At 57.2% G+C, this 19,749-nt stretch carries 21 protein-coding genes; 12 read left to right on the top strand and 9 right to left on the bottom strand.

What is annotated here, in order from left to right; genetic code table 11:
* Nucleotides 1-339 precede the first annotated feature (339 nt).
* A complete protein-coding gene (gene panM / locus VSX58_RS12495; protein ID WP_327618372.1) occupies nucleotides 340-750 on the top strand; it encodes an aspartate 1-decarboxylase autocleavage activator PanM in 411 nt (136 codons plus the stop codon).
* 64 nt (nucleotides 751-814) lie between these two features.
* Here panM and rpoH read toward each other — a convergent pair whose 3' ends face one another.
* The 4 genes from rpoH to ftsY form a co-directional block, all read right to left on the bottom strand.
* A complete protein-coding gene (rpoH, locus tag VSX58_RS12500; RefSeq protein ID WP_327614218.1) occupies nucleotides 815-1,672 on the bottom strand; it encodes an RNA polymerase sigma factor RpoH in 858 nt (285 codons plus the stop codon).
* Nucleotides 1,673-2,020: 348 nt separating this feature from the next.
* Nucleotides 2,021-2,989, bottom strand: coding sequence for a permease-like cell division protein FtsX (gene ftsX, locus VSX58_RS12505; RefSeq protein WP_327618373.1), 969 nt, complete (start codon nucleotides 2,987-2,989; stop codon nucleotides 2,021-2,023).
* Nucleotides 2,979-3,650, bottom strand: a complete 672-nt coding sequence (gene ftsE, locus VSX58_RS12510) for a cell division ATP-binding protein FtsE (RefSeq protein ID WP_327618374.1) — start codon at nucleotides 3,648-3,650, stop codon at nucleotides 2,979-2,981. The genes ftsX and ftsE overlap by 11 nt, the downstream gene beginning before the upstream one ends.
* Before the next feature lie 5 nt (nucleotides 3,651-3,655).
* A complete protein-coding gene (ftsY, locus tag VSX58_RS12515) occupies nucleotides 3,656-5,008 on the bottom strand; it encodes a signal recognition particle-docking protein FtsY (RefSeq protein ID WP_327618375.1) in 1,353 nt (450 codons plus the stop codon).
* Nucleotides 5,009-5,332: 324 nt separating this feature from the next.
* On the opposite strand from ftsY, the gene rsmD reads away from it, so the two are divergent.
* On the top strand, nucleotides 5,333-5,908 hold the full coding sequence (rsmD, locus tag VSX58_RS12520; protein ID WP_327618376.1) for a 16S rRNA (guanine(966)-N(2))-methyltransferase: 576 nt from the start codon (nucleotides 5,333-5,335) through the stop codon (nucleotides 5,906-5,908).
* Between the two features lie 36 nt (nucleotides 5,909-5,944).
* Nucleotides 5,945-6,220 carry a DUF1145 family protein gene (locus VSX58_RS12525; protein WP_327614264.1) on the top strand — a complete coding sequence of 92 codons (276 nt, stop codon included), beginning with the start codon at nucleotides 5,945-5,947 and terminating at the stop codon, nucleotides 6,218-6,220.
* Nucleotides 6,221-6,223: 3 nt separating this feature from the next.
* Here VSX58_RS12525 and VSX58_RS12530 read toward each other — a convergent pair whose 3' ends face one another.
* Nucleotides 6,224-6,580, bottom strand: a complete 357-nt coding sequence (locus tag VSX58_RS12530; protein ID WP_327618377.1) for a DUF2500 domain-containing protein — start codon at nucleotides 6,578-6,580, stop codon at nucleotides 6,224-6,226.
* Nucleotides 6,581-6,583: 3 nt separating this feature from the next.
* Nucleotides 6,584-6,904 carry a DUF1820 family protein gene (locus VSX58_RS12535; protein ID WP_327614224.1) on the bottom strand — a complete coding sequence of 107 codons (321 nt, stop codon included), beginning with the start codon at nucleotides 6,902-6,904 and terminating at the stop codon, nucleotides 6,584-6,586.
* A 241-nt stretch (nucleotides 6,905-7,145) separates the two neighbouring features.
* On the opposite strand from VSX58_RS12535, the gene VSX58_RS12540 reads away from it, so the two are divergent.
* Nucleotides 7,146-7,775: a lysoplasmalogenase gene (locus VSX58_RS12540; RefSeq protein ID WP_327618378.1), complete on the top strand. Its 630-nt coding sequence runs from the start codon at nucleotides 7,146-7,148 to the stop codon at nucleotides 7,773-7,775.
* Nucleotides 7,776-7,866: 91 nt separating this feature from the next.
* The gene (locus VSX58_RS12545; RefSeq protein ID WP_327618379.1) at nucleotides 7,867-10,170 is read left to right on the top strand and encodes a zinc/cadmium/mercury/lead-transporting ATPase; all 2,304 of its coding nucleotides are present in this window, start codon (nucleotides 7,867-7,869) and stop codon (nucleotides 10,168-10,170) included.
* 50 nt (nucleotides 10,171-10,220) lie between these two features.
* Here VSX58_RS12545 and tusA read toward each other — a convergent pair whose 3' ends face one another.
* The gene (tusA, locus tag VSX58_RS12550; RefSeq protein WP_327618380.1) at nucleotides 10,221-10,466 is read right to left on the bottom strand and encodes a sulfurtransferase TusA; all 246 of its coding nucleotides are present in this window, start codon (nucleotides 10,464-10,466) and stop codon (nucleotides 10,221-10,223) included.
* A 214-nt stretch (nucleotides 10,467-10,680) separates the two neighbouring features.
* On the opposite strand from tusA, the gene VSX58_RS12555 reads away from it, so the two are divergent.
* The 7 genes from VSX58_RS12555 (at nucleotide 10,681) to aguA (ending at nucleotide 17,922) form a co-directional block, all read left to right on the top strand.
* Nucleotides 10,681-11,358, top strand: a complete 678-nt coding sequence (locus VSX58_RS12555; RefSeq protein ID WP_327618381.1) for a 7-cyano-7-deazaguanine/7-aminomethyl-7-deazaguanine transporter — start codon at nucleotides 10,681-10,683, stop codon at nucleotides 11,356-11,358.
* 147 nt (nucleotides 11,359-11,505) lie between these two features.
* Nucleotides 11,506-12,072: a DcrB family lipoprotein gene (locus VSX58_RS12560; protein WP_327618382.1), complete on the top strand. Its 567-nt coding sequence runs from the start codon at nucleotides 11,506-11,508 to the stop codon at nucleotides 12,070-12,072.
* Nucleotides 12,073-12,350: 278 nt separating this feature from the next.
* Nucleotides 12,351-13,538, top strand: a complete 1,188-nt coding sequence (locus VSX58_RS12565) for a sugar transporter (protein WP_327618383.1) — start codon at nucleotides 12,351-12,353, stop codon at nucleotides 13,536-13,538.
* Between the two features lie 39 nt (nucleotides 13,539-13,577).
* Nucleotides 13,578-14,480 (top strand): CDF family cation-efflux transporter FieF, encoded by a 903-nt coding sequence (fieF, locus tag VSX58_RS12570; protein WP_327618384.1) that lies wholly within the window; start codon nucleotides 13,578-13,580, stop codon nucleotides 14,478-14,480.
* Nucleotides 14,481-14,748: 268 nt separating this feature from the next.
* The gene (gene pfkA, locus VSX58_RS12575) at nucleotides 14,749-15,711 is read left to right on the top strand and encodes a 6-phosphofructokinase (RefSeq protein WP_327618385.1); all 963 of its coding nucleotides are present in this window, start codon (nucleotides 14,749-14,751) and stop codon (nucleotides 15,709-15,711) included.
* 234 nt (nucleotides 15,712-15,945) lie between these two features.
* Nucleotides 15,946-16,830 (top strand): N-carbamoylputrescine amidase, encoded by an 885-nt coding sequence (gene aguB, locus VSX58_RS12580; protein ID WP_327618386.1) that lies wholly within the window; start codon nucleotides 15,946-15,948, stop codon nucleotides 16,828-16,830.
* A 3-nt stretch (nucleotides 16,831-16,833) separates the two neighbouring features.
* Complete coding sequence (gene aguA / locus VSX58_RS12585) at nucleotides 16,834-17,922, top strand: agmatine deiminase (protein ID WP_327618387.1); 1,089 nt, start codon at nucleotides 16,834-16,836, stop codon at nucleotides 17,920-17,922.
* Between the two features lie 252 nt (nucleotides 17,923-18,174).
* On the opposite strand, the gene tpiA is transcribed toward aguA, so the two are convergent.
* A complete protein-coding gene (tpiA, locus tag VSX58_RS12590) occupies nucleotides 18,175-18,942 on the bottom strand; it encodes a triose-phosphate isomerase (RefSeq protein WP_327618388.1) in 768 nt (255 codons plus the stop codon).
* A 111-nt stretch (nucleotides 18,943-19,053) separates the two neighbouring features.
* Nucleotides 19,054-19,650 carry a DUF1454 family protein gene (locus VSX58_RS12595; protein WP_327618389.1) on the bottom strand — a complete coding sequence of 199 codons (597 nt, stop codon included), beginning with the start codon at nucleotides 19,648-19,650 and terminating at the stop codon, nucleotides 19,054-19,056.
* Nucleotides 19,651-19,749 lie beyond the last annotated feature (99 nt).

The following is a 19,749-nucleotide window of genomic DNA, read 5'->3' on the forward strand; positions in this document are numbered from 1 at the left end:
TGTATGATCAGCATAAAATACTAGTTTTAATGTTCGGTATTTATTTTATTTATAGTGACTTGTGCTGCATTACGCGTTAATTAATGATGTTTTGCTCGAAAAGTCGGTCGATCGAAAAAACGTTTCCCTGCTATACCCTAAATAATTCGAGTTTCAGGACAAAAATGCCAAAGCGTTTTTGAACGCCGCTTGCGGTGGCCCCACGGATGGGGCGAGCGTTAAAGCTAACGCACATGAAGCTTGAAGTATGACGGGTATAACCGTAATGAATGGATTGCGTCACCGCCTCACCGCCGATCAGATACACTATGCTTCACTCATTTAACGGAGTGCCAGTAAATGAAATTAACCGTTGAGCGTCTCACCGTATTCAGCGCCCAGGATAAAATGGATTTATCTAAAATCTGGCCGCATCAGCATATTGAGCTGTTGGAAAAAGAACTTACCGAGGAGCGACGCTTGTTCGTCGCCCGTTTTAACGACCGGCTATTGGCCGGCGTGTTAGTGGAAATCAAAGGAGAATACGCGCAGCTAAACGATCTTATGGTGCGCGTGGAGACCCGAAGACGCGGCGTCGGGCTGTATTTGGTGGAAGAGACGCTCAGGGCGCTGCCCGGCATTAGGGAGTGGTGGCTGGTGACCGCCGACCACGCGACGGTTAATGAGTCGGTGCTGGGGAGATTTATGCTTAGCTGCGGTTTCTCGCCGGTATCCGGCGGCTGGCGCTATGTAAAGAATGAAAATCAGTGAAGACGGACAAAAGCAAAACGACCGGGCGGAGGCACCGGTCGTTTATGCGTTAATGCGGCTATAATCAGGCTTCTATCGCCGCGCGCAGCTTTTTCATGGCGTTCTTTTCCAACTGGCGCACACGTTCGGCGGAGACGCCGTACCGATCGGCCAATTCCTGCAGCGTCGATTTGTTGTCATCGTCCAGCCAGCGCGCGCGGATAATGTGCTGACTGCGCTCGTCCAGTCCTTCCAACGCGTAGGTTAGCTTATCGGCCGCGTGGCTTTCCCAGTTGTCTTCCTCAATGCCGTCGGCGAAATCGGATGACTTATCCTGTAGATAAAGCATCGGCGACATGGCTTTGCCGTCGTGCGTCTCTTCGTCCGGCGTCGGATCGAAAGTCATATCCTGCGCCGCCATGCGCGACTCCATCTCCAGCACGTCTTTACTGGTCACGCCCAGCTCGCGGGCCACCAGTTCGACCTCATCCTGATTGAACCAGCCAAGGCGCTGTTTGGATTTCCGCAGGTTGAAGAACAGCTTACGCTGCGCTTTGGTGGTCGCGACTTTCACAATACGCCAGTTACGCAGTACATATTCGTGGATTTCAGCCTTGATCCAGTGCACGGCAAAGGAGACCAGACGAACCCCCACTTCAGGATTAAAACGGCGCACCGCTTTCATCAGGCCGATGTTGCCTTCCTGAATCAGATCCGCCTGCGGCAGGCCGTATCCGGCGTAATTGCGGGCTACGTGAATAACAAAACGCAGGTGCGACAGGATAAGCTCTTTGGCGGCTTCCAGATCGCCCTGATAATGCAGCCGTTCAGCCAAAGCCCGCTCTTCCTCCGCCGTCAGCATCGGATAGGCATTGGCGGCTCGAATGTAACCTTCCAGACTGCCCTGGGGAACTAAGGTGAAAGTTTGCATATCTTTGGTCATTCAACCTCTCTCATGACTACGGTTTATGCGACGCTCCTGATGAGGAGCTCGCTCGTGCGATGGTTAAAAAACAGCGCGTAAAAACAGCGTGTTTAAAACAGGTCGCGATATTCATATTGCGCACTTCGACACCTTACGGCAATTCGTCAAAGCTCATCGCGCTATTCAATCTACTCAGACTGTGATTTTTCTCACAAGTTCCCTATTTTTATCCATCTTATTTAACATATCAAGACGAATCGCTGGGGGAAATCTTGAACCGGCGGGGGCGAAAAAAACGCGATGGCCGAAGGGGGTTCCCTTGCGCGCACAGCCCGACGCACAAGGGAAGAGTATAGCAAAAAAAGATTACTCCGGTGTAAAACGACGTAAATGTTGGACGGTCGCCAGCCACGCGGCCAGCCAGCCAATCATCGCGGCGATAAGCAGCAGCAGCAGGGATTCATCCCAGCTAAGCCCCTTGACCGCAAACGTGGTGCCGAAGACCGACGCCACCTGGGCGACGACCGCGTCAAGCCGCCACACCAGCGCCTGAGACAGGATTAACGACAGCACGGCGCCCGCAAACCCCATAACGGCGCCGCCGTTGAGGAACGGGCGCAGAATAAAGCCGTCCGTCGCGCCAATCAGCTTCATGACGTTAATGGTTTCCCGCCGGCTAAAGATACTCAGGCGCACGCTGTTGCCGATCACCAGGAAGACGGCGATCACCATCAGTACGCCGATCGTCGCGGAAATCTGCCCAACCAGGCTGGTCAGGGCCACCAGACGGGCGAACCAGCTGTCGTCCATCCGCACCTCGTCCACGCCCTGGGTGGCGGCGACCCGATCGCGCAGCGAGGTGAGGGTTTCCGCGCTTTGGAAGGTCATTTTCGGGGTAATGACGGCCACCGCCGGCAGCGGATTCTCTTCCAGCATATCCAGCGCGCCGCCAAAGCCCGACCAGTTACGGAATTCGCCCATCGCCTCATTGCGCGACAGATAATTGACTTTTTCGACCCCGTCTTCCGCTTGAAGCCGGGTAATCACCGCCTGCGCGGCGTTGTCGTCCAGGGATTTGTCCAGATAGACGGTGAGCTGCGGCGTGGGATACCACTGCGCGGCGGCCTGGCTGACGTTTTTCCACACCAGATAACAGATGCTGGGCAACGCCAGAGAGATCGCTATCACCATAACGGTTAACAGCGTCGCCAGCGGCTGACGCAGCATATCGGCCAGCGTATTCATCCAGGCATAACGCCACTGCTCCTGCCAGCCGCCGCGTAACGACCTGGCCTTCGTTCCCGGTTTTTTCACATTACGGGTATTATTCGCCATGGCGGTTTCCCCCGATCATGCGGCCGTTGGACAGCGTCAGGACGCGGTAATTTCGTCGGGATATCAGCCCGGTATCATGGGTCGCCATCAAGACGGTGACGCCCACCCGGTTGAACTCTTCGAACAGGCGGAGAATGCCTTCGGACAGCGCATCATCCAGATTGCCGGTAGGCTCATCGGCCAGCAAAACCGCCGGTTTGTTGACCACCGCCCGCGCGATGCCGACCCGCTGCTGCTCCCCGCCGGAGAGCTGGATAGGGTAGTTTTTGGCTTTATCCAACAGGCCCACTTTATCGAGCGCGGCGGAGACCCGGCGGCGAATGTCTTCGCTGCTGGCGCCGGCGATGATGAGCGGCATGGCGACGTTGTCGTAAACGGTACGCTCCATCAGCAGATGGTGATCCTGAAAGATCATCCCGATCTGGCGGCGCAAGAACGGCACTTCACGCTTTTTCAGGCGGCTGATGTTATGTCCGCCGAACAGAATTTGACCGGCGCTGGGACGTTCAATACCGCAAATCAGCTTCAGCAGGGTGCTTTTCCCCGCGCCGGAATGGCCGGTCAGGAAGGCCATTTCCGCCGGGCGCAGATGAAAATCCACTCCCTGCAATGCTTGACGTCCACCGAGATAAGCTTTACTGACCTGTTCAAAGCGAATCATCCGTTTTAATCCTCACGGGCAAAGAGTGCCTCAATAAAATCGTCGGCCTTAAACGGCCGCAAATCTTCGATGCCTTCGCCGACCCCGATATAGCGAATAGGAATGCTAAACTGGTCGGCGATGGCGAAAATCACCCCGCCTTTGGCGGTCCCATCGAGCTTGGTGAGCGAAATCCCCGTCAGACCGACCGCCTCGTTGAAAAGCTTCGCCTGGCTCACCGCGTTTTGTCCGGTGCTGGCGTCCAGCGTCAGCATTACTTCGTGGGGCGCGTCGGCGTCCAGCTTCTTCATCACGCGCACAATCTTCTTCAGCTCTTCCATCAGATGGGCTTTGTTCTGCAGGCGGCCGGCGGTATCGGCAATCAGCACGTCCACCCCTCGGGCTTTCGCCGCCTGGATGGCGTCGAAAATGACGGAAGCCGAGTCGGCTCCGGTGTGCTGTGCGACCACCGCGACATGGTTGCGCTGGCCCCAGACCTGAAGCTGTTCAACCGCGGCCGCGCGGAACGTATCCCCCGCCGCCAGCATGACGGATTTACCCTGCGCCTGAAATTGCCGCGCCATTTTGCCGATGGTGGTGGTTTTACCCACGCCGTTGACGCCGACCATCAGGATAACGTAGGGGGTTTTGCCCTCGATATTCAGCGGTTCATCAACTTTAGCAAGTATCGCCGCCATTTCTTCTTTCAGCTTGGCAAAAAGCGTATCGGCATCTTTCAACTGCTTACGGTTGGCGTGCTCCGTCAGGTTGGCGATGATCTTACGCGTGGTTTCGACGCCGACATCGGCAATCAGCAGCTGCTCTTCCAGCTCTTCGAACAGATCATCGTCGATTTTCTTGCCGCGAAACAATCCGATAAATCCTGAACCCAGATTCTGGCGGGTTTTTACCAGGCTGCGTTTCAGGCGCGTAAAGAATCCTTCCCGGGTCGGCCGCTCCTGTTCGCGCGCGGCGGGCGCGTCGTTCTCGGCGCGGGACGCGTCCTCCGGCTCATTTTCCACGGCCGGCGCGTCTTCCGCCGCCGGCGTCTCTTGAGCAGCCGGAAGCGCGCTATTCTCGCCCGGCTTTTCTTCCTCTTCGACGGGCGCGCTTTCCCGCTGCGGTTCTGTCTCTGTCGCTGCGGCGTGCGCTTCTTCCGGCCGCGGCTGTTCGACCGGCTCGGGGGTTTCCGCTGCGGGGGTTTCCGCTGCGGGAGTTTCCTGCGCCGCGGCCGGATGGGTATCGGCATCGGCGGCGGGTTCTGCGGCCGGTGTCTCGGGGATCTCAGACTTCTCTTGCGGTTGCTCCTGTTGTTCTTCTTCCTGGCGGCCTAGCCCAAGCCAGGAAAAAAAACCGCGCTTTTTCTTCTCTTTTGCCATCTTGCAATCGCGCTCCACGCCGCCTACTGCGGCGAATAAATAATTAAAACCAATCTATTTTGACGATAAGCCACGAGTTTAACACTTTCCTGCCGACAGCAACACGCGGCCGGTGGGGGCGGCGGCAGACAATCTCGGTAACGAAGTATGTCAAATTGCGCATTTACGCGCTCAAGGCCGGCGCGCTTTTCAAGGCGCGCCGCGACGGACGAGGCAAACCCGCCATAAATCTATTGGGTATCTGCCTTAAGCGCCGTTAGAATAGCGCCTAAATTTTCCTGACAATACCGCGCCGGCCGCCAGGCGCGGCAAGCAATAGTGCGTATGGCTAAAAAAAATGCATCGTCAGCCGCCGGGCAGATCCGAATTATCGGCGGCCAGTGGCGCGGCAGAAAACTTCCCGTGCCCAATAGCCCCGGCTTAAGGCCCACCACCGATCGCGTGCGTGAAACCTTGTTCAACTGGCTGGCGCCGGTTATCCAGCAATCGCGCTGCCTGGATTGCTTTGCCGGCAGCGGCGCTCTGGGACTGGAGGCGCTGTCGCGTCACGCCGCTCATGCCACGCTTCTGGAACGGGAGCGTAGCGTGGCGCAGCAATTAACGCAAAATCTGGCGCTGCTCCGGGCGGAGAACGCCCGCGTCGTGAATGCCGACGCCCTGCAGTGGCTGGCTCAGGCCGGCGAGCCTTTCGATGTGGTATTCCTCGATCCGCCGTTCCGCAAAGATTTATTGAATAATGCGCTATCGCTGTTGGAACGGCAGGGCTGGCTAGCGCCTGACGCATGGATCTACGTGGAAACCGAGGTTGAAAACGCGCAATTGGTTATTCCGGACGGCTGGCAGCTGCATCGGGAAAAAATCGCCGGTCAGGTGGCGTACCGCTTATATCTCCGCCAATAATCATCGTAGAGAAAAGATAATAAGGTGAACGTGATGATATGGATTAATCTTGGCCGATTATTGATGTTGGGAGTATGGGGATTTCTGCTGTTTAACCTGATTCAGCCTTTTCCCAGACCGCTGAATATTTTTATGACGGTGGCGATGGTATTCACCATTCTGATGCACGGTTTCCAACTGCTGTTGCTCAAGGCCAGCCAGCCCAAAGAGAGTCCGGCGTTGAGCCGGGCGCTTCAGGCGCGCATTTTTTTATTCGGCGTGTTTGAACTGCTCGCCTGGCAGAAAAAGCTGCCGAAACAGCCGAAGAAGTAACGGTTATTCCCGTTCGGGCGCGAAGCTGATAAAGCGCGCGCCCTTAAGCTGCAGCGTGCCCCGCATCGCGTGATCGAGCCGGTGGTAATCGCCCGCGTTAAGCCGCAGCGTGATGTCGGCGCCGCCGTTTACCGGGCGAAAGGTGGCCTCATAACGCATGTCTTCCAGCCTGTCCTCATCGCCGTGGGCGCGGCTGCGCGTTTTGGGAAATTCCCGTTTGGTTTTTACTTCCGCCAGTATCGTTTGCAGCGGCGCCGCGTCGTTGCGCGCCTCCTGATTGCGCTGGTGCTGATATTGGCGCCAGGCCAGCGCCAGAATCAGTGCGATAGCCAGTAGCAGTAACGGCGGGAGATCGCGCATACGTTAGGGTTTTTTGCCGGGCAGATAGGGGAAGTGCGTGACGTTATCGCCGAGTTCGGAGATCCGGGCGCTGCCTCTTTCCGTCACCGCGTCGATGCGGATCACCGCCTGTAAAGGGATGAAGCTGCGGCTGACGCCGGAAAATTCGGTTTTCAGCTTTTCGGTGGAGGGGTCGACCAGCACCGTTGACTGGCTATCGAAAACGAAATCGGCAATTTCAATAAAACCAAACAGATTGCTTGATACCAATTCACGCACGTAAAGCTGGTAGTTTTTACCATTATTCATAAACTGAATACGATAAAGTGCGGGTTCATTGCTCATTCAACCATACTCTCCTGCAAGATAGTGACATGCGCCGATCCGCAGTCTATATGGACCGATAACATAGCATGAAGCGCCGATGCACGCATCTGTCTCGCCCGATGTTGTTGATCCTTGCCGCCATCCCCTACACTGAATGCATAGAGCGACGGACGCCGTAATAAAATCAATCATTCCGGAGGGATATACGGCTGATTCCGGGCTTGTATCCGGCTTGTTTAATACCGAATAAGGATAATTTATGCTTTGGTCGTTTATCGCCGTGCTTTTTTCCGGCTGGTTGTATGTCGACGCCAGCTACCGTGGCCCGGTATGGCAGCGCTGGCTGTTCAAACCCGTCACCCTGCTATTACTGCTGGCGCTGGCCTGGCAAACGCCGCTGCTCAGCGTGCCGGGCTATCTGATCGTCGTCGGGCTGCTGGCGACGCTGGTGGCCGATACGCTGATGCTGCTGCCGACGCAGCGGCTGCTCTATGCGTTCGGCGCCTATTTCGTCTCCCATTTGCTGTATACGATAAGCTTTGTCACCAGTCAGACGACTCTCACCGTTTTCTGGCCGCTGGTGCTGGCGCTGATCATTCTGGCGGCGGTGCTGATTGCGATCGTTTGGAGCCGGCTGGATACGCCGCGTTGGCCGGCGTGCGCGTTTATCTTGATGACGACCGTCATGGTCTGGGTCGCCGGCGAGCGTTATTTCGCCCTCGGCACGGATTATAACTTCTCGCTGCTGGCGGGCGCCGCGCTGCTGTTTATCGCCCATGCGGTCTGGTTTATTCACCACTATCGAATAAATTTTCGCGCTCATCAGGCCATTGTGGCGGCGTGCTATTTCTGCGGCCATTTTTTAATCGTCCGCTCTCTCTATTTTTAGCGTCGCCGGGGCGAGCGAAACGCTGGATTAGCCCGATATGACGGTGTAAAGTTCAGGATGAGAATCACTATCATCAACACGGGAGGAAGGTATGCATTCTCATCACCACCATAGCGCTGAAAAGTCGGCCTGTTGCCATGAACACGCCCGCCATCCGTCGCGCGCGGAGAAAAGCTGCTGCGCGGCGAAACATGCGCCAGGCGCGGTAGCCAATACCGGGCGGGGGCCGGATCAAAGCCCGTCGGAAGGCGGCGATAACGCCGATTCCGACGACCCCGATGGGAGCGACGGCGACCGACCGTCGTTATGCCAGCGTTTCAGCTGGAAAATCAGTGGGATGGACTGTCCCAGCTGTGCTCGAAAAATTGAAAACGCCGTAAAAAATCTTACCGGAATAGAACAGGCCAAAGTGCTGTTCGCCACCGAAAAACTGGTTGTTGACGCCCGTAATGATGTCCGCCCGCAGGTGCGGCACGCGGTTCAGCAAGTCGGTTTCGCCCTACACGATCTCGCTCCGCAAACTCCTCTTTCTCCTGATTCACGCCGTTTTATCCATGAATATGGCTTCCTGGCGCTTTTTTCGCTGCTGACGGCGGCGAGCTGGGGGTTTTCGCTGCTGAACGGGCCCGGCGGACAGGTCGCTTTTATCGCCACCACCATTTTGGGCCTGATTCCGATAGTGAAAAAAACGGCGCGGCTTATCCGTTCCGGTACGCCTTTCGCGATTGAAACGCTGATGAGCGTGGCGTCCATCGGGGCGTTGCTGATTGGCGCGACCGCCGAAGCCACGTTCGTCCTGCTGCTTTTTATGCTGGGCGAGCAACTGGAGTCTTACGCGGCCAATCGCGCCCGACGGGGCGTTACCGCGTTAATGGCGCTGCTGCCCGAAGAGGCCACGCTGATCCGCGATGAGCGGCGTTTCAGCGTGCCGATCGCCAGCCTGGCGCCCGGCGATGTGATCGAAGTGGCGCCCGGCGGCCGCCTGCCGGCCGATGCGCGGCTGCTGACCGCCGAAGCCGGTTTTGATGAAAGCGCGTTAACCGGCGAGTCGGTGCCCGTGGAGCGCGAACGGGGCGATAAGGTGGCTGCCGGGAGCCTGTGCGTCGATCGCACCGTGCGGCTGCGTGTGGTGTCGCAACCGGGCGATAGCGCCATCGATCGTATTCTGCAATTGATCGAGGAAGCGGAAGAGCGACGCGCGCCGATAGAGCGTTTCCTCGATCGCTTCAGCCGTTACTACACGCCGGCCATTATGCTGCTCTCTTTGCTGGTGATTCTGATCCCGCCTCTGTTTCTGGCCCAGCCCTGGCAGGAGTGGATTTATCGCGGTCTGACGTTATTGCTGATTGGCTGCCCCTGCGCGCTGGTGATCTCCACCCCGGCGGCGATTACTTCCGGCCTGGCGGCGGCGGCCCGTCAGGGCGCGCTGATCAAAGGCGGTGCGGCGCTGGAGTCGCTGGAGGGCATCCGCGCGGTGGCGTTCGATAAGACCGGCACGCTAACCGAAGGAAAGCCGCAGGTTACGGATATTTTACCTGCGGCGGGAGTCAGCGAGGCCGCGCTGCTGGCGCGCGCCGCCGCCATAGAATCCGGCTCGTCTCATCCGCTGGCAAAAGCCATCGTGCAGCGGGCGCTGGCGACCAGCGCATTTTTACCTGTCGCGGACGATCTACGGACGCTGGCGGGCGTCGGCGTCGAAGGCACGATTGCCGGTAAGCGTCTGCAGATTAGCTCTCCGGCCAAACTACCGGCGGATATGCTGGATGCCGACTGGCGACAGCGCGTCGCAGCGTTGGAAAATGAAGGGAAGACGACGGTCGTCGTACATGAAGACCGCCTGGTGATGGGGCTGCTGGCATTGCGCGACACATTGCGTCACGACGCCGGCTCGGCGCTGGACGCGCTGCGAGAGCTGAACATTCGCTGCATTATGCTGACGGGCGATAATCCCCGCGCGGCGGCGGCGATCGCCGGCGAGTTGGGCATCGAGTACCGCGCCAGCCTGCTGCCGGCGGATAAAGTGGCGGCGGTCGGCGAGCTTAATCGCCTTCACCCCACGGCGATGGTGGGGGACGGCATTAATGACGCCCCGGCGATGAAAGCGGCCGCCATCGGCATCGCCATGGGCGGCGGCACCGACGTCGCGCTGGAAACGGCGGACGCCGCGCTAACCCACAGCCGCCTCGGCGGATTAGCCATGATGATCCGTCTATCGCGGGCCACGCAGCGTAATATTCGGCAGAATATTACGATTGCGCTGGGGCTGAAGGCGCTGTTTCTCATCACCAGCGTGCTGGGGATAACCGGCCTGTGGCTGGCGGTGCTGGCGGACTCCGGCGCCACGGCATTGGTCACGGCCAACGCTTTGCGGTTGCTGAAAAAACGGGATGGATAGAGATCCTCGGCGGCGTCAGGGGGTTATCTCCTGACGCCGGAGACGGGCGGTTAGCCGCCCTTACGCAGCAAATAGCGATAGGGCAACCGTTCGGTCGCCTGCGCCAGCAGGCGATGGTCCATATACCGGCAGAATCCGGGAATATCGCGGGTTGTCGCCGGATCGTCCGCCAGGATCAATAGCGTTTGTCCGGGACCCATCTGGCGTACCGTTTTGCGTACCATCATCACGGGTTCGGGACAGCGTAATCCCTGCGCATCAAGGGTCTTATCGGGATTGGCGAAAGGATCGGTCATCAACGTTCTCTGCAGTTAAGGAGCAATAAATAAAACCAGCATAGTTTACGCCGGGGATTTTCAGGCGCAAGCCACGACAACGTTTGCGCAAAAAACAACCATTGCATTGCGAAGATAAATGCGTATCATGCGGCGCGCATGCACAGACGTGCGGCATGGCCGCGCGAAATATTTCTTGGGTTCCCTCACCCCAATAACCAAAAAGGTCGCAGACATGTATCGATTTACCGCCCAACAGCGGCTGACGGCGCTGGTATGGCTTTCGCTATTTCATATTCTGATCATCACATCCAGTAATTATCTGGTGCAGCTTCCGGTGTCGATTTTCGGTTTTCACACCACCTGGGGCGCGTTTACCTTTCCGTTTATTTTCCTGGCTACCGACCTAACGGTGAGGATTTTCGGCGCGCCGTTGGCCCGCCGCATCATCCTGACCGTTATGGTGCCCGCGCTGCTGGTGTCCTATCTGATCTCCGTGCTGTTTTATCAGGGAGAATGGCAGTCGTTCAGCGCGTTGGGACAGGTCAATATCGTGGTCGCCCGCATCGCCATCGCCAGCTTTATGGCCTATGTCCTGGGGCAAATTCTGGATGTTCACGTCTTTAACCGGCTGCGCCAGCGTAACGCCTGGTGGGTGGCCCCCGCCGTTTCGACGCTGTTCGGCAATCTCAGCGATACGCTGGCTTTTTTCTTTATTGCGTTTTACCGCAGCACCGATCCCTTTATGTCCGCCAACTGGGTTGAAATCGCCATGGTGGACTATACGTTTAAACTATTGATAAGCATGCTGTTCTTTCTGCCGATGTACGGCGTGATGCTGAATATGGCGCTGAAACGCCTGAGCGAGCGGCAGCCCGGCATGCCTTATCTATCAGTGGAAAACCGCCGCTAAACGGCGTTTTGCCGGCCGAATAGGGCGGCGAAACGCTGCTAGGCTACGCGTCTGAATTTATGGTTTGTGACAACAATCCGCTTGTTTTTACTCGCGGAATAGCGTGCGATAATGATTTATCCGTTCCAGCAACAGAAAGAGAACCCTATGCCGAATGTAGTGAAGTACCTCGGAATGAGTCTTTTGGTCGTTATGCTTGCCGCCTGTGACGGCAACAAGGATGATAGCGCGGCGGCGCCAGCGCAGGATAAACCGGCGGCCGAAGCCCCGGCGGGCGTGGCTATTGAACTGATGTCCGGCAAAATCGCATTCACCCTGCCGGCGGATATGCGCGACCAAAGCGGCAAACTGGGTACTCAGGCGAATAATATGCACGTTTACGCCAACGAAAACGGGCAAAAAGCGGTGATCGTAATCCTGGGCGATAACACCACGGAAGCGCTATCCGTGTTGACGCAGCGTCTGGAAGATCAGCAGCGTACGCGTGACGCCAACCTGCAGGTGGTGACCAATAAAACCATCGATGTAGACGGGCAGAAACTGCAGCAGCTGGATAGCATTATCACCAGCAGCGGACAGCAGGCCTACTCATCCATCGTACTCGGCAAGGTGGACGAACACCTGCTGACGCTGCAGATTACGCTGCCGGCGGGCGATCAGCAGCAGGCCCAGACCGACGCGGAAAATATTATTCGTACGCTGAAGCTGAAGTAATCAGGCAACCCTAAACGCCCGCGCGGACGCATACTCTAAATCATTCGAGCGGCGCTTGCGCTGGCCCCAACGGGGCGAGCAACAAAGGCGGCGCGCATGCGGCTTGAAGTATAACGAGTATAGCGTGCGGGACGGGGGCCGGCGGGTTAGAAAGCATCCGTTACTGATTACAGTTTGACATCAGAACGTTATACTTTTCCGGTAACATTAAGGCTTCGCGTAATCCCCTCACTGAGCTGATTTTCGCATTCTTCCATTTTAACGTTTGATACCAACATATGACTCGTTCTCCCAGATCGACCGCATGGCTGCGGGTTGTCAGCCTTGCTTTGGCGGCATTCATCTTCAACACCGCTGAATTTGTTCCCGTGGCGCTCTTGTCCGACATCGCCGTCAGCTTTTCGATGAGCGCCGCGCAGGTTGGGCTTATTATTACGATCTATGCCTGGGTGGTGAGTCTTATGTCGCTGCCGTTTATGTTGCTTTCCAGCAAAATGGAGCGGCGCGGCCTCTTGATCAAAGTTTTTATTCTGTTCGCCGTCAGTAATTTTTTATCCGGCGTGGCGTGGAACTTCTGGGTATTGGTGATCGCCCGCGTCGGCGTGGCGCTGTCCCACGCGATTTTTTGGTCAATCACCGCGTCTCTGGCGGTGCGTCTGGCGCCTCATGGCAGAAAAGCGCAGGCGCTGAGCCTGCTGGCGACGGGAACCGCGCTGGCGATGGTGCTGGGCCTGCCTTTGGGCCGCTTGGTCGGTCAATATTTAGGCTGGCGCATCACTTTTTCGATTATCGGCATTGTGGCCTGCGTGATTATGCTGGTGATGATGAAACTGCTGCCTTTGTTGCCCAGCCGCCATGCCGGATCGTTAAAAAGCTTGCCCGAGCTGTTTAGACGCCCGGCATTGCTCTGCGTTTATGGCTTAACGGTGGTCGTGGTCACCGCGCATTTTACCGCCTACAGCTATATCGAACCTTTCGTACAGAAGGTGGCGATGATGAGCGACGGTTTTATCACCGCGCTGCTGCTGCTGTTCGGCGGCGCCGGGATTATCGGCAGCATGCTATTCAGCCGGTATAGCAGCAGGTATCCCACCGCCTTCCTGACGACGGCCATCGCGCTATTGCCCCTGTGCCAGATCCTGCTGCTGCCGCTCTCTTTCAGCAATATCACCCTGGCGTTGCTGTGCTGTATTTGGGGGATCTCGATTATGGCGATAGGGCTGAGCATGCAGGTTAAAGTGATGACGCTGGCTCCCGATGCCACCGATGTCGCCATGTCTCTCTTTTCCGGTATTTATAATGTGGGGATCGGCGGCGGCGCGCTGCTGGGCAACCAGGTGATTACGCATATGAGTCTGGCGGATATTGGTTTCATCGGCGCGGCATTAGGCGTGATCGCTTTGCTATGGTGCGTTTTTATCTTCAGGCGCTATGCTCTGGTATTAAACAACACCGTAATCAATTAACGATAAGCGGCGAGGGTTCCGGGCTTGAAGAGGAGCGTTATGAATTCACAATACCGGCGTCTCGTCACCATGGCGGCAATCGGGGCGACGACCGTAGCCTGTTTGTTGTTTATGATGAAGCTGTTCGCCTGGTGGTATACCGGTTCGGTAAGCCTGCTGGCGTCGCTGGTGGATTCCCTGGTCGATATCGCCGCTTCGCTGGTGAATCTGCTGGTGGTGCGTTACTCGCTTCAGCCGGCGGACGCCAAACATACCTTTGGTCACGGGAAGGCTGAAGCGCTGGCCGCGCTGGCGCAGAGTATGTTTATCTCGGGCTCCGCGCTGTTCCTTATTCTGACGGGACTGCAGCATATGGTAACCTCCCAGGCGCTAACCTCGCCGGAGATCGGGATTTGGGTGACGGCGATCGCTTTGGCGTCGACTTTGCTGTTGGTGTCGTTCCAGCGCTGGGTGGTTAAACACACCTATAGTCAAGCCGTGCGGGCGGATATGCTGCATTATCAGTCCGATCTCCTGATGAACGGGGCGATTTTGCTGGCCCTGGTGCTGAGTCGCTACGGCATGACGCGCGCCGACGCGCTGTTCGCGCTGGGCATCGGCGTTTATATTCTGTACAGTGCGATGCGGATGGGGTATGACGCCGTGCAGTCTCTGCTGGACCGCGCGCTGCCGGATGAAGAGCGCGACGCCATCGTCAGAATTATCGCCGACTGGCCGGGGATTCGCGGCGCCCATGATTTGCGCACCCGCCGGTCCGGGCCGACCCGGTTCATCCAGCTGCATCTGGAGATGGATGACGCGCTGCCGCTGGTGCAGTCGCACCAGATTGCCGATGACGTAGAGCAGGCGTTGCTTAAACAGTTCCCGGGTTCTGATGTTCTTATTCATCAGGATCCGGTTTCGACGGTGCCGGAAGCGCAGCGGGGGATGTTGAATGTCTAGCCGTCCCCGCGTCGCCGTCGGCTGCCCGAGGCGAAGATGGCGGCGAAAAAATATTGCGCGAATTAGCCTGACCTGAATCAATTCAGCAATGGGTATTTGTTATAATATGTCTTGATTAAAAAATTAAAGGGATACTGTCGACGGCGCCCAGTAGGCTGCAAGCAACGGCGAAGCCGCTACTGCTTGAAAGGCGAACGGAAAAAGCGTCGGCAGTCAATTTTCGATAGAAGAATCCTGCGAAATTACATCTACAAGTCCAGAGGTTGTCATGATTAAAAAAATCGGAGTATTGACGAGTGGCGGCGATGCGCCCGGCATGAATGCGGCAATTCGTGGTGTGGTGCGCGCCGCGTTAACGGAAGGGCTGGAGGTTTTCGGCATTTATGATGGCTATCAGGGCTTGTATGAAGATCGAATGAAACAGTTGGATCGTTACAGCGTATCCGATGTGATAAACCGCGGCGGAACCTTTCTCGGATCCGCGCGTTTTCCGCAGTTTCGTGAAGAGTCGGTTCGCCAGGTCGCCGTAGAAAACATGCGCAAACACGGTCTGGACGCGCTGGTGGTTATCGGCGGCGACGGTTCCTACATGGGGGCCAAATGCCTGACGGAAATGGGGTTCCCCTGTATCGGTTTGCCCGGCACCATCGATAACGATGTCGCGGGCACCGACTACACCATCGGTTACTTCACCGCGCTGGAAACGGTGCTGGAAGCCATTGACCGTCTGCGCGACACCTCTTCGTCCCACCAGCGTATCTCCATCGTCGAGGTCATGGGGCGCCACTGCGGCGATTTGACCCTGGCGGCGGCGATCGCCGGCGGCTGTGAGTTTATCGTGGTGCCGGAAGAGCCGTTTAGCCCGAAAGATCTGGTGAGTGAAATCAAAGCCGGCATTGAGAAAGGGAAGAAGCACGCCATCGTGGCGATCACGGAGCTGGTGTGCGATGTCGATGATCTGGCGAAATACATCGAGAAAGAGACCGGCCGCGAAACGCGCGCTACGGTGCTGGGGCATATTCAGCGCGGCGGTTCTCCGGTGGCGTACGATCGCATTTTGGCTTCCCGCATGGGCGCCTACTCAATCGAACTGCTGCTGCAAGGCTACGGCGGCCGCTGCGTCGGTATCCAGAATGAAAAGCTGGTGCATCATGACATTATCGACGCGATTGAGAACATGAAGCGTCCTTTCAAGAAAGACTGGCTGGATACGGCTAAAAAGCTGTTCTGATGCGTCATGCGCTGTTTGCCTGAAAAAATCCCGCTGCCGCCAGCGGGATTTTTTTCATGGCCTCCGAGCCGTCGCCGCGGCGATATTTTACGATCGTCTCTTCCGACGCCGCGTTTTCTGCGCCGCTTATTCCTCGTAGTGAATTATTGCGATTAACTGGCATAATGAAGCGGTCACCAACACACGCCGGCTTTGCAGGACGATGGGCGTAAATAAGATTATCGAGGTTTTCGCATGAAAAAAGTTACCGTTGCCGCAACACAAATGGCGTGCTCCTGGGATCTGCCCAGGAACGTTGAAAATGCCGAAAAACTGGTGCGGCAGGCACATGCAAAAGGGGCGCAGGTTATCCTGATTCAGGAGCTGTTCGCCGCGCCCTATTTCTGTATCGATCAGAGTCCCGAACACTATGCGTTGGCGCAAGAGTTGGAAACCAGCCCGCTGATCAAACATTTTTCCGCGCTGGCCGCCGAGCTGGAAGTCGTTCTGCCGTTGAGCTTTTTTGAGCGCGCCAATAACGCGTACTACAACTCGCTGGTGATGATTGACGCCGACGGCTCCGTGCTCGATGTTTACCGTAAAACCCATATCCCCAACGGTCCGGCATATCAGGAAAAACAGTTCTTTATACCGGGCGATACCGGCTTTAAAGTGTGGCGGACGCGCTATGCGAAAATCGGCGTGGGCATCTGCTGGGACCAGTGGTTTCCTGAAACCGCCCGCTGCCTGGCGCTGCAGGGCGCGGAGCTGATTTTCTATCCGACCGCGATTGGCTCCGAACCGGCCTATCCCGATATCGACAGCCAGCCGCACTGGACGCGGGTTCAGCAGGGGCATGCCGCCGCCAACCTGGTGCCGGTGATCGCCTCCAACCGCATCGGTACCGAAGCCAGTAAATATATCGACGGCCTGGAAATGACCTTCTACGGCTCCTCTTTTATCGCCGACCAAACCGGCGCGCTGGTGGCGCAGGCTAACAAGAGCGATGAAGCCGTACTGGTGCATACCTTTGATCTGGACGCCATTACCGCACAGCGTGCGGCCTGGGGTCTGTTTCGCGATCGCCGTCCTGACATGTACGGCGCGATCGCCAGCTCTGACGGCAAGACCCGGAGATAAGCGATGTCACAACTGACCATGCCGCATCGGGACGGTTTCGTCATGCCCGCCGAATGGGCGCCGCAGGACGCCGTATGGATGCTTTGGCCCTATCGGCGGGATAACTGGCGCGATGACGCTCTGCCCGCGCAGCGGACCTTTGCCGCGGTGGCCGGCGTCATTGCGCGCAACACGCCGGTGATCATGGGCGTGCCGGCCCGCTGCATGGATGACGCCAAACGTATCATGCCCGCTGGCGTTACGCTGGTCGCCATGGAAAGCGATGACGCCTGGATGCGCGATACCGGTCCGACCATGGTGCTGAACCGGGCCGGGGAGCGCCGCGGTGTTGACTGGCGCTTCAACGCCTGGGGCGGCGAGCTCGGCGGTCTGTATCAAGACTGGCGTCAGGATGAAAAGGTTGCCGCGCAGGTGCTCTCCTATCATGGCGACGCGCGTTACGCCGCGCCGCTGGTGCTTGAAGGCGGCTCAATCCATACCGATGGCGAAGGAACCCTGCTGACGACGGCCGAGTGTCTGCTGAATCCCAACCGCAACCCGCAGCTGGATAAAGCGCAGATTGAGCAATTGATGCGCGATTATCTGGGCGTTTCGACCATCGTTTGGCTGGCGGAAGGGGTTTATAACGACGAAACCGACGGTCATATCGATAATATGTGCTGTTTTGTGCGTCCCGGCGAAGTCGCGCTGCACTGGACGGACGATGAGAGCGATCCGCAATTCGCCCGTTCCGCGGCCGCCTATCAGGCGTTATCCCGCGCCAAAGACGCGCGCGGGCGTCGGCTGAAAATCTGGAAGCTGCCGGCTCCCGGCCCGCTGTACGTTACGCCGGAAGAAGCGCGGGGCGTAGATATCGGCAATGCGGTTGAGCGCTATGCGGGGTCGCGTCTGGCGGGGTCGTATGTGAACTTCTTAATCAGCAACCGGCAGATTATTTTCCCGCTGCTGGACGCCCGTACGGACGACGTCGCGCGCGATTTATTGCAGCAGATGTTCCCGGACTATGCGATAAGCGGCGTGCCGGCGCGCGAGATCCTGCTGGGGGGCGGCAATATCCACTGCATTACCCAGCAAATCCCCGCCGCGCAATAACCGCTCGTCTTTAAGGTAAAAATGCCTGCGTAAGCAGGCATTACAGACTGTTGGCAAACTTATCTGCCTTTATCGAACGGTGATAATGGAATGGAAGAGTAAAGCGTCCGCGCCAGGGATGGCGCGGTTCGAGCTTACAGGGACGTACTTGCAGCGTCTTTACGATCCATCCATTATCGCCGCTCACCGCACTTTGTCAGCAACCTTAAATGCCTGCGCAAGCAGGCATTTTTTCTGGCGATAATGTCGCGCTTAGCCGCGTTTCGCTTCCGCAGCGGCTTTGACGATCACGGCGAAAGCGTCGGCTTTCAGCGATGCGCCGCCGACCAATGCGCCGTCGATATCCGGCTGAGTGAACAGTTCCGCCGCGTTGCTGGCGTTTACGGAACCGCCGTACTGGATGGTTACCTGATCGGCAACGGCTTTATCCTGTTTGGCGATATGATCGCGGATAAATTTATGCACGGCCTGAGCCTGCGCCGGCGTGGCGGACTTGCCGGTGCCGATAGCCCAGATGGGTTCGTAGGCGATCACCGCGTTTTCAAACGCCTTGGCGCCCAGCGTATTCAGCACCGCGTCCAACTGACGGGCGCAGACGGCTTCAGTTTGGCCCGCTTCGTTTTCCGCTTCGGTTTCGCCGATGCACAGTACGGGGATCAGACCGGCTTCTTTCAGCACGCCGAATTTTTTCGCGATGAATTCATCGCTTTCTTTGTGATAGGTACGGCGTTCAGAGTGACCGATGATGATGTATTGAGCGCCGATGTCTTTCAGCATGGCGGCGGAAGTATCGCCGGTAAAGGCGCCGGAAAGATTGACGTCTACGTTCTGCGCGCCCAGCGCGATACGGCTGCCGGCCAGCAGATGATTAGCCGTATCCAGATAGATTGCCGGCGGCGCGATGGCGATGCCGCAGCCGTCGACATCGCTTAATTCTTTGCGCAAGCCCGCGATCAGTTCGTTGACCATGTGGGTGCTGCCGTTCAGTTTCCAGTTACCCATAACTAATGGATGTCGCATTTTTTTTCCTCCAGACGGAATAGCGAATGAATCAAAATCTACTGCCTGCCGACAGTATAAAGATGAAATATCACCGTGGCTCTGTTTTTCGTCATTAAATTAGCCTGTCGGTTACTGTTCGGATAGCGTTAGCTTAATCGGTTCAACAGCAAAAGTTAGCCCTTTTTCGCTGTTATCCGCCACCACATAGCGCAGGGCGCCTTCGGTTTGCTGGTAAAAATGTTGCCCTTTCCCTTTTCCGAGCAATTCCGTGACTTTATGGATGCTCTGCTCTTCCGTCAGCGACGGCGCGAAAACCCGCGCCAGCGCCGCCATATAGCGGATAGCCTGCGCGCGCCGCGCGTCGGCCTCGGTATCGTCCGGCTGCGTAAGATAGGTGATTTGCAGCGTTTTAATTTTCCCGGTTCCCTTCTCCAGCGCCGTTGAGGCATACAGCCGATCGTTGATGCGGCTGGCGGCGCGGGTCAGCAGATTGGAGTTATGGCCGGTATCGACGACCTTAAACTCGCCGAGCGGCAGCGTCGGATTGCTCAGATTATAGCGCGTACGGAACTGTACGATGGTCTGGTCGAAGGTGGGCGCGCCCGCCAGCAGATAGGGGGCGGCGGGCGATGATTTGGGCGGAAAAATCGGATCGGACCAGGCGTCGGGGAGATACAGCGCCAGTGCAGATAGCGTAAACAGGGGCACGAGGTATTTTTTTATCATAGGTACATTATCAGATGAAATGCGCAATCAGCCAAGCGCGGCGCTAACGACGATAGATTTGATTAAAGCGGTATTTGTCGCCGCTTGTCAAAATTCGCA

Origin of the sequence: Brenneria populi, assembly GCF_036016195.1 — a bacterium.
Taxonomy (GTDB): Bacteria; Pseudomonadota; Gammaproteobacteria; order Enterobacterales; family Enterobacteriaceae; genus Brenneria; species Brenneria populi.

What these genes read in the sequence shown, in the direction of transcription:
- pfkA (WP_327618385.1), top strand. Translation starts at nt 14,749, where the DNA reads ATGATTAAAAAAATCGGAGTATTGACGAGTGGCGGCGATGCGCCCGGC.
- VSX58_RS12540 (WP_327618378.1), top strand. Translation starts at nt 7,146, where the DNA reads ATGCTTTGGTCGTTTATCGCCGTGCTTTTTTCCGGCTGGTTGTATGTC.
- ftsY (WP_327618375.1), bottom strand. Translation starts at nt 5,008, where the DNA reads ATGGCAAAAGAGAAGAAAAAGCGCGGTTTTTTTTCCTGGCTTGGGCTA.
- VSX58_RS12560 (WP_327618382.1), top strand. Translation starts at nt 11,506, where the DNA reads ATGCCGAATGTAGTGAAGTACCTCGGAATGAGTCTTTTGGTCGTTATG.
- VSX58_RS12535 (WP_327614224.1), bottom strand. Translation starts at nt 6,904, where the DNA reads ATGAGCAATGAACCCGCACTTTATCGTATTCAGTTTATGAATAATGGT.
- rpoH (WP_327614218.1), bottom strand. Translation starts at nt 1,672, where the DNA reads ATGACCAAAGATATGCAAACTTTCACCTTAGTTCCCCAGGGCAGTCTG.
- panM (WP_327618372.1), top strand. Translation starts at nt 340, where the DNA reads ATGAAATTAACCGTTGAGCGTCTCACCGTATTCAGCGCCCAGGATAAA.
- aguB (WP_327618386.1), top strand. Translation starts at nt 15,946, where the DNA reads ATGAAAAAAGTTACCGTTGCCGCAACACAAATGGCGTGCTCCTGGGAT.
- VSX58_RS12545 (WP_327618379.1), top strand. Translation starts at nt 7,867, where the DNA reads ATGCATTCTCATCACCACCATAGCGCTGAAAAGTCGGCCTGTTGCCAT.
- VSX58_RS12595 (WP_327618389.1), bottom strand. Translation starts at nt 19,650, where the DNA reads ATGATAAAAAAATACCTCGTGCCCCTGTTTACGCTATCTGCACTGGCG.
- tpiA (WP_327618388.1), bottom strand. Translation starts at nt 18,942, where the DNA reads ATGCGACATCCATTAGTTATGGGTAACTGGAAACTGAACGGCAGCACC.
- aguA (WP_327618387.1), top strand. Translation starts at nt 16,834, where the DNA reads ATGTCACAACTGACCATGCCGCATCGGGACGGTTTCGTCATGCCCGCC.
- tusA (WP_327618380.1), bottom strand. Translation starts at nt 10,466, where the DNA reads ATGACCGATCCTTTCGCCAATCCCGATAAGACCCTTGATGCGCAGGGA.
- ftsX (WP_327618373.1), bottom strand. Translation starts at nt 2,989, where the DNA reads ATGGCGAATAATACCCGTAATGTGAAAAAACCGGGAACGAAGGCCAGG.
- VSX58_RS12530 (WP_327618377.1), bottom strand. Translation starts at nt 6,580, where the DNA reads ATGCGCGATCTCCCGCCGTTACTGCTACTGGCTATCGCACTGATTCTG.
- VSX58_RS12565 (WP_327618383.1), top strand. Translation starts at nt 12,351, where the DNA reads ATGACTCGTTCTCCCAGATCGACCGCATGGCTGCGGGTTGTCAGCCTT.
- rsmD (WP_327618376.1), top strand. Translation starts at nt 5,333, where the DNA reads ATGGCTAAAAAAAATGCATCGTCAGCCGCCGGGCAGATCCGAATTATC.
- ftsE (WP_327618374.1), bottom strand. Translation starts at nt 3,650, where the DNA reads ATGATTCGCTTTGAACAGGTCAGTAAAGCTTATCTCGGTGGACGTCAA.
- fieF (WP_327618384.1), top strand. Translation starts at nt 13,578, where the DNA reads ATGAATTCACAATACCGGCGTCTCGTCACCATGGCGGCAATCGGGGCG.
- VSX58_RS12555 (WP_327618381.1), top strand. Translation starts at nt 10,681, where the DNA reads ATGTATCGATTTACCGCCCAACAGCGGCTGACGGCGCTGGTATGGCTT.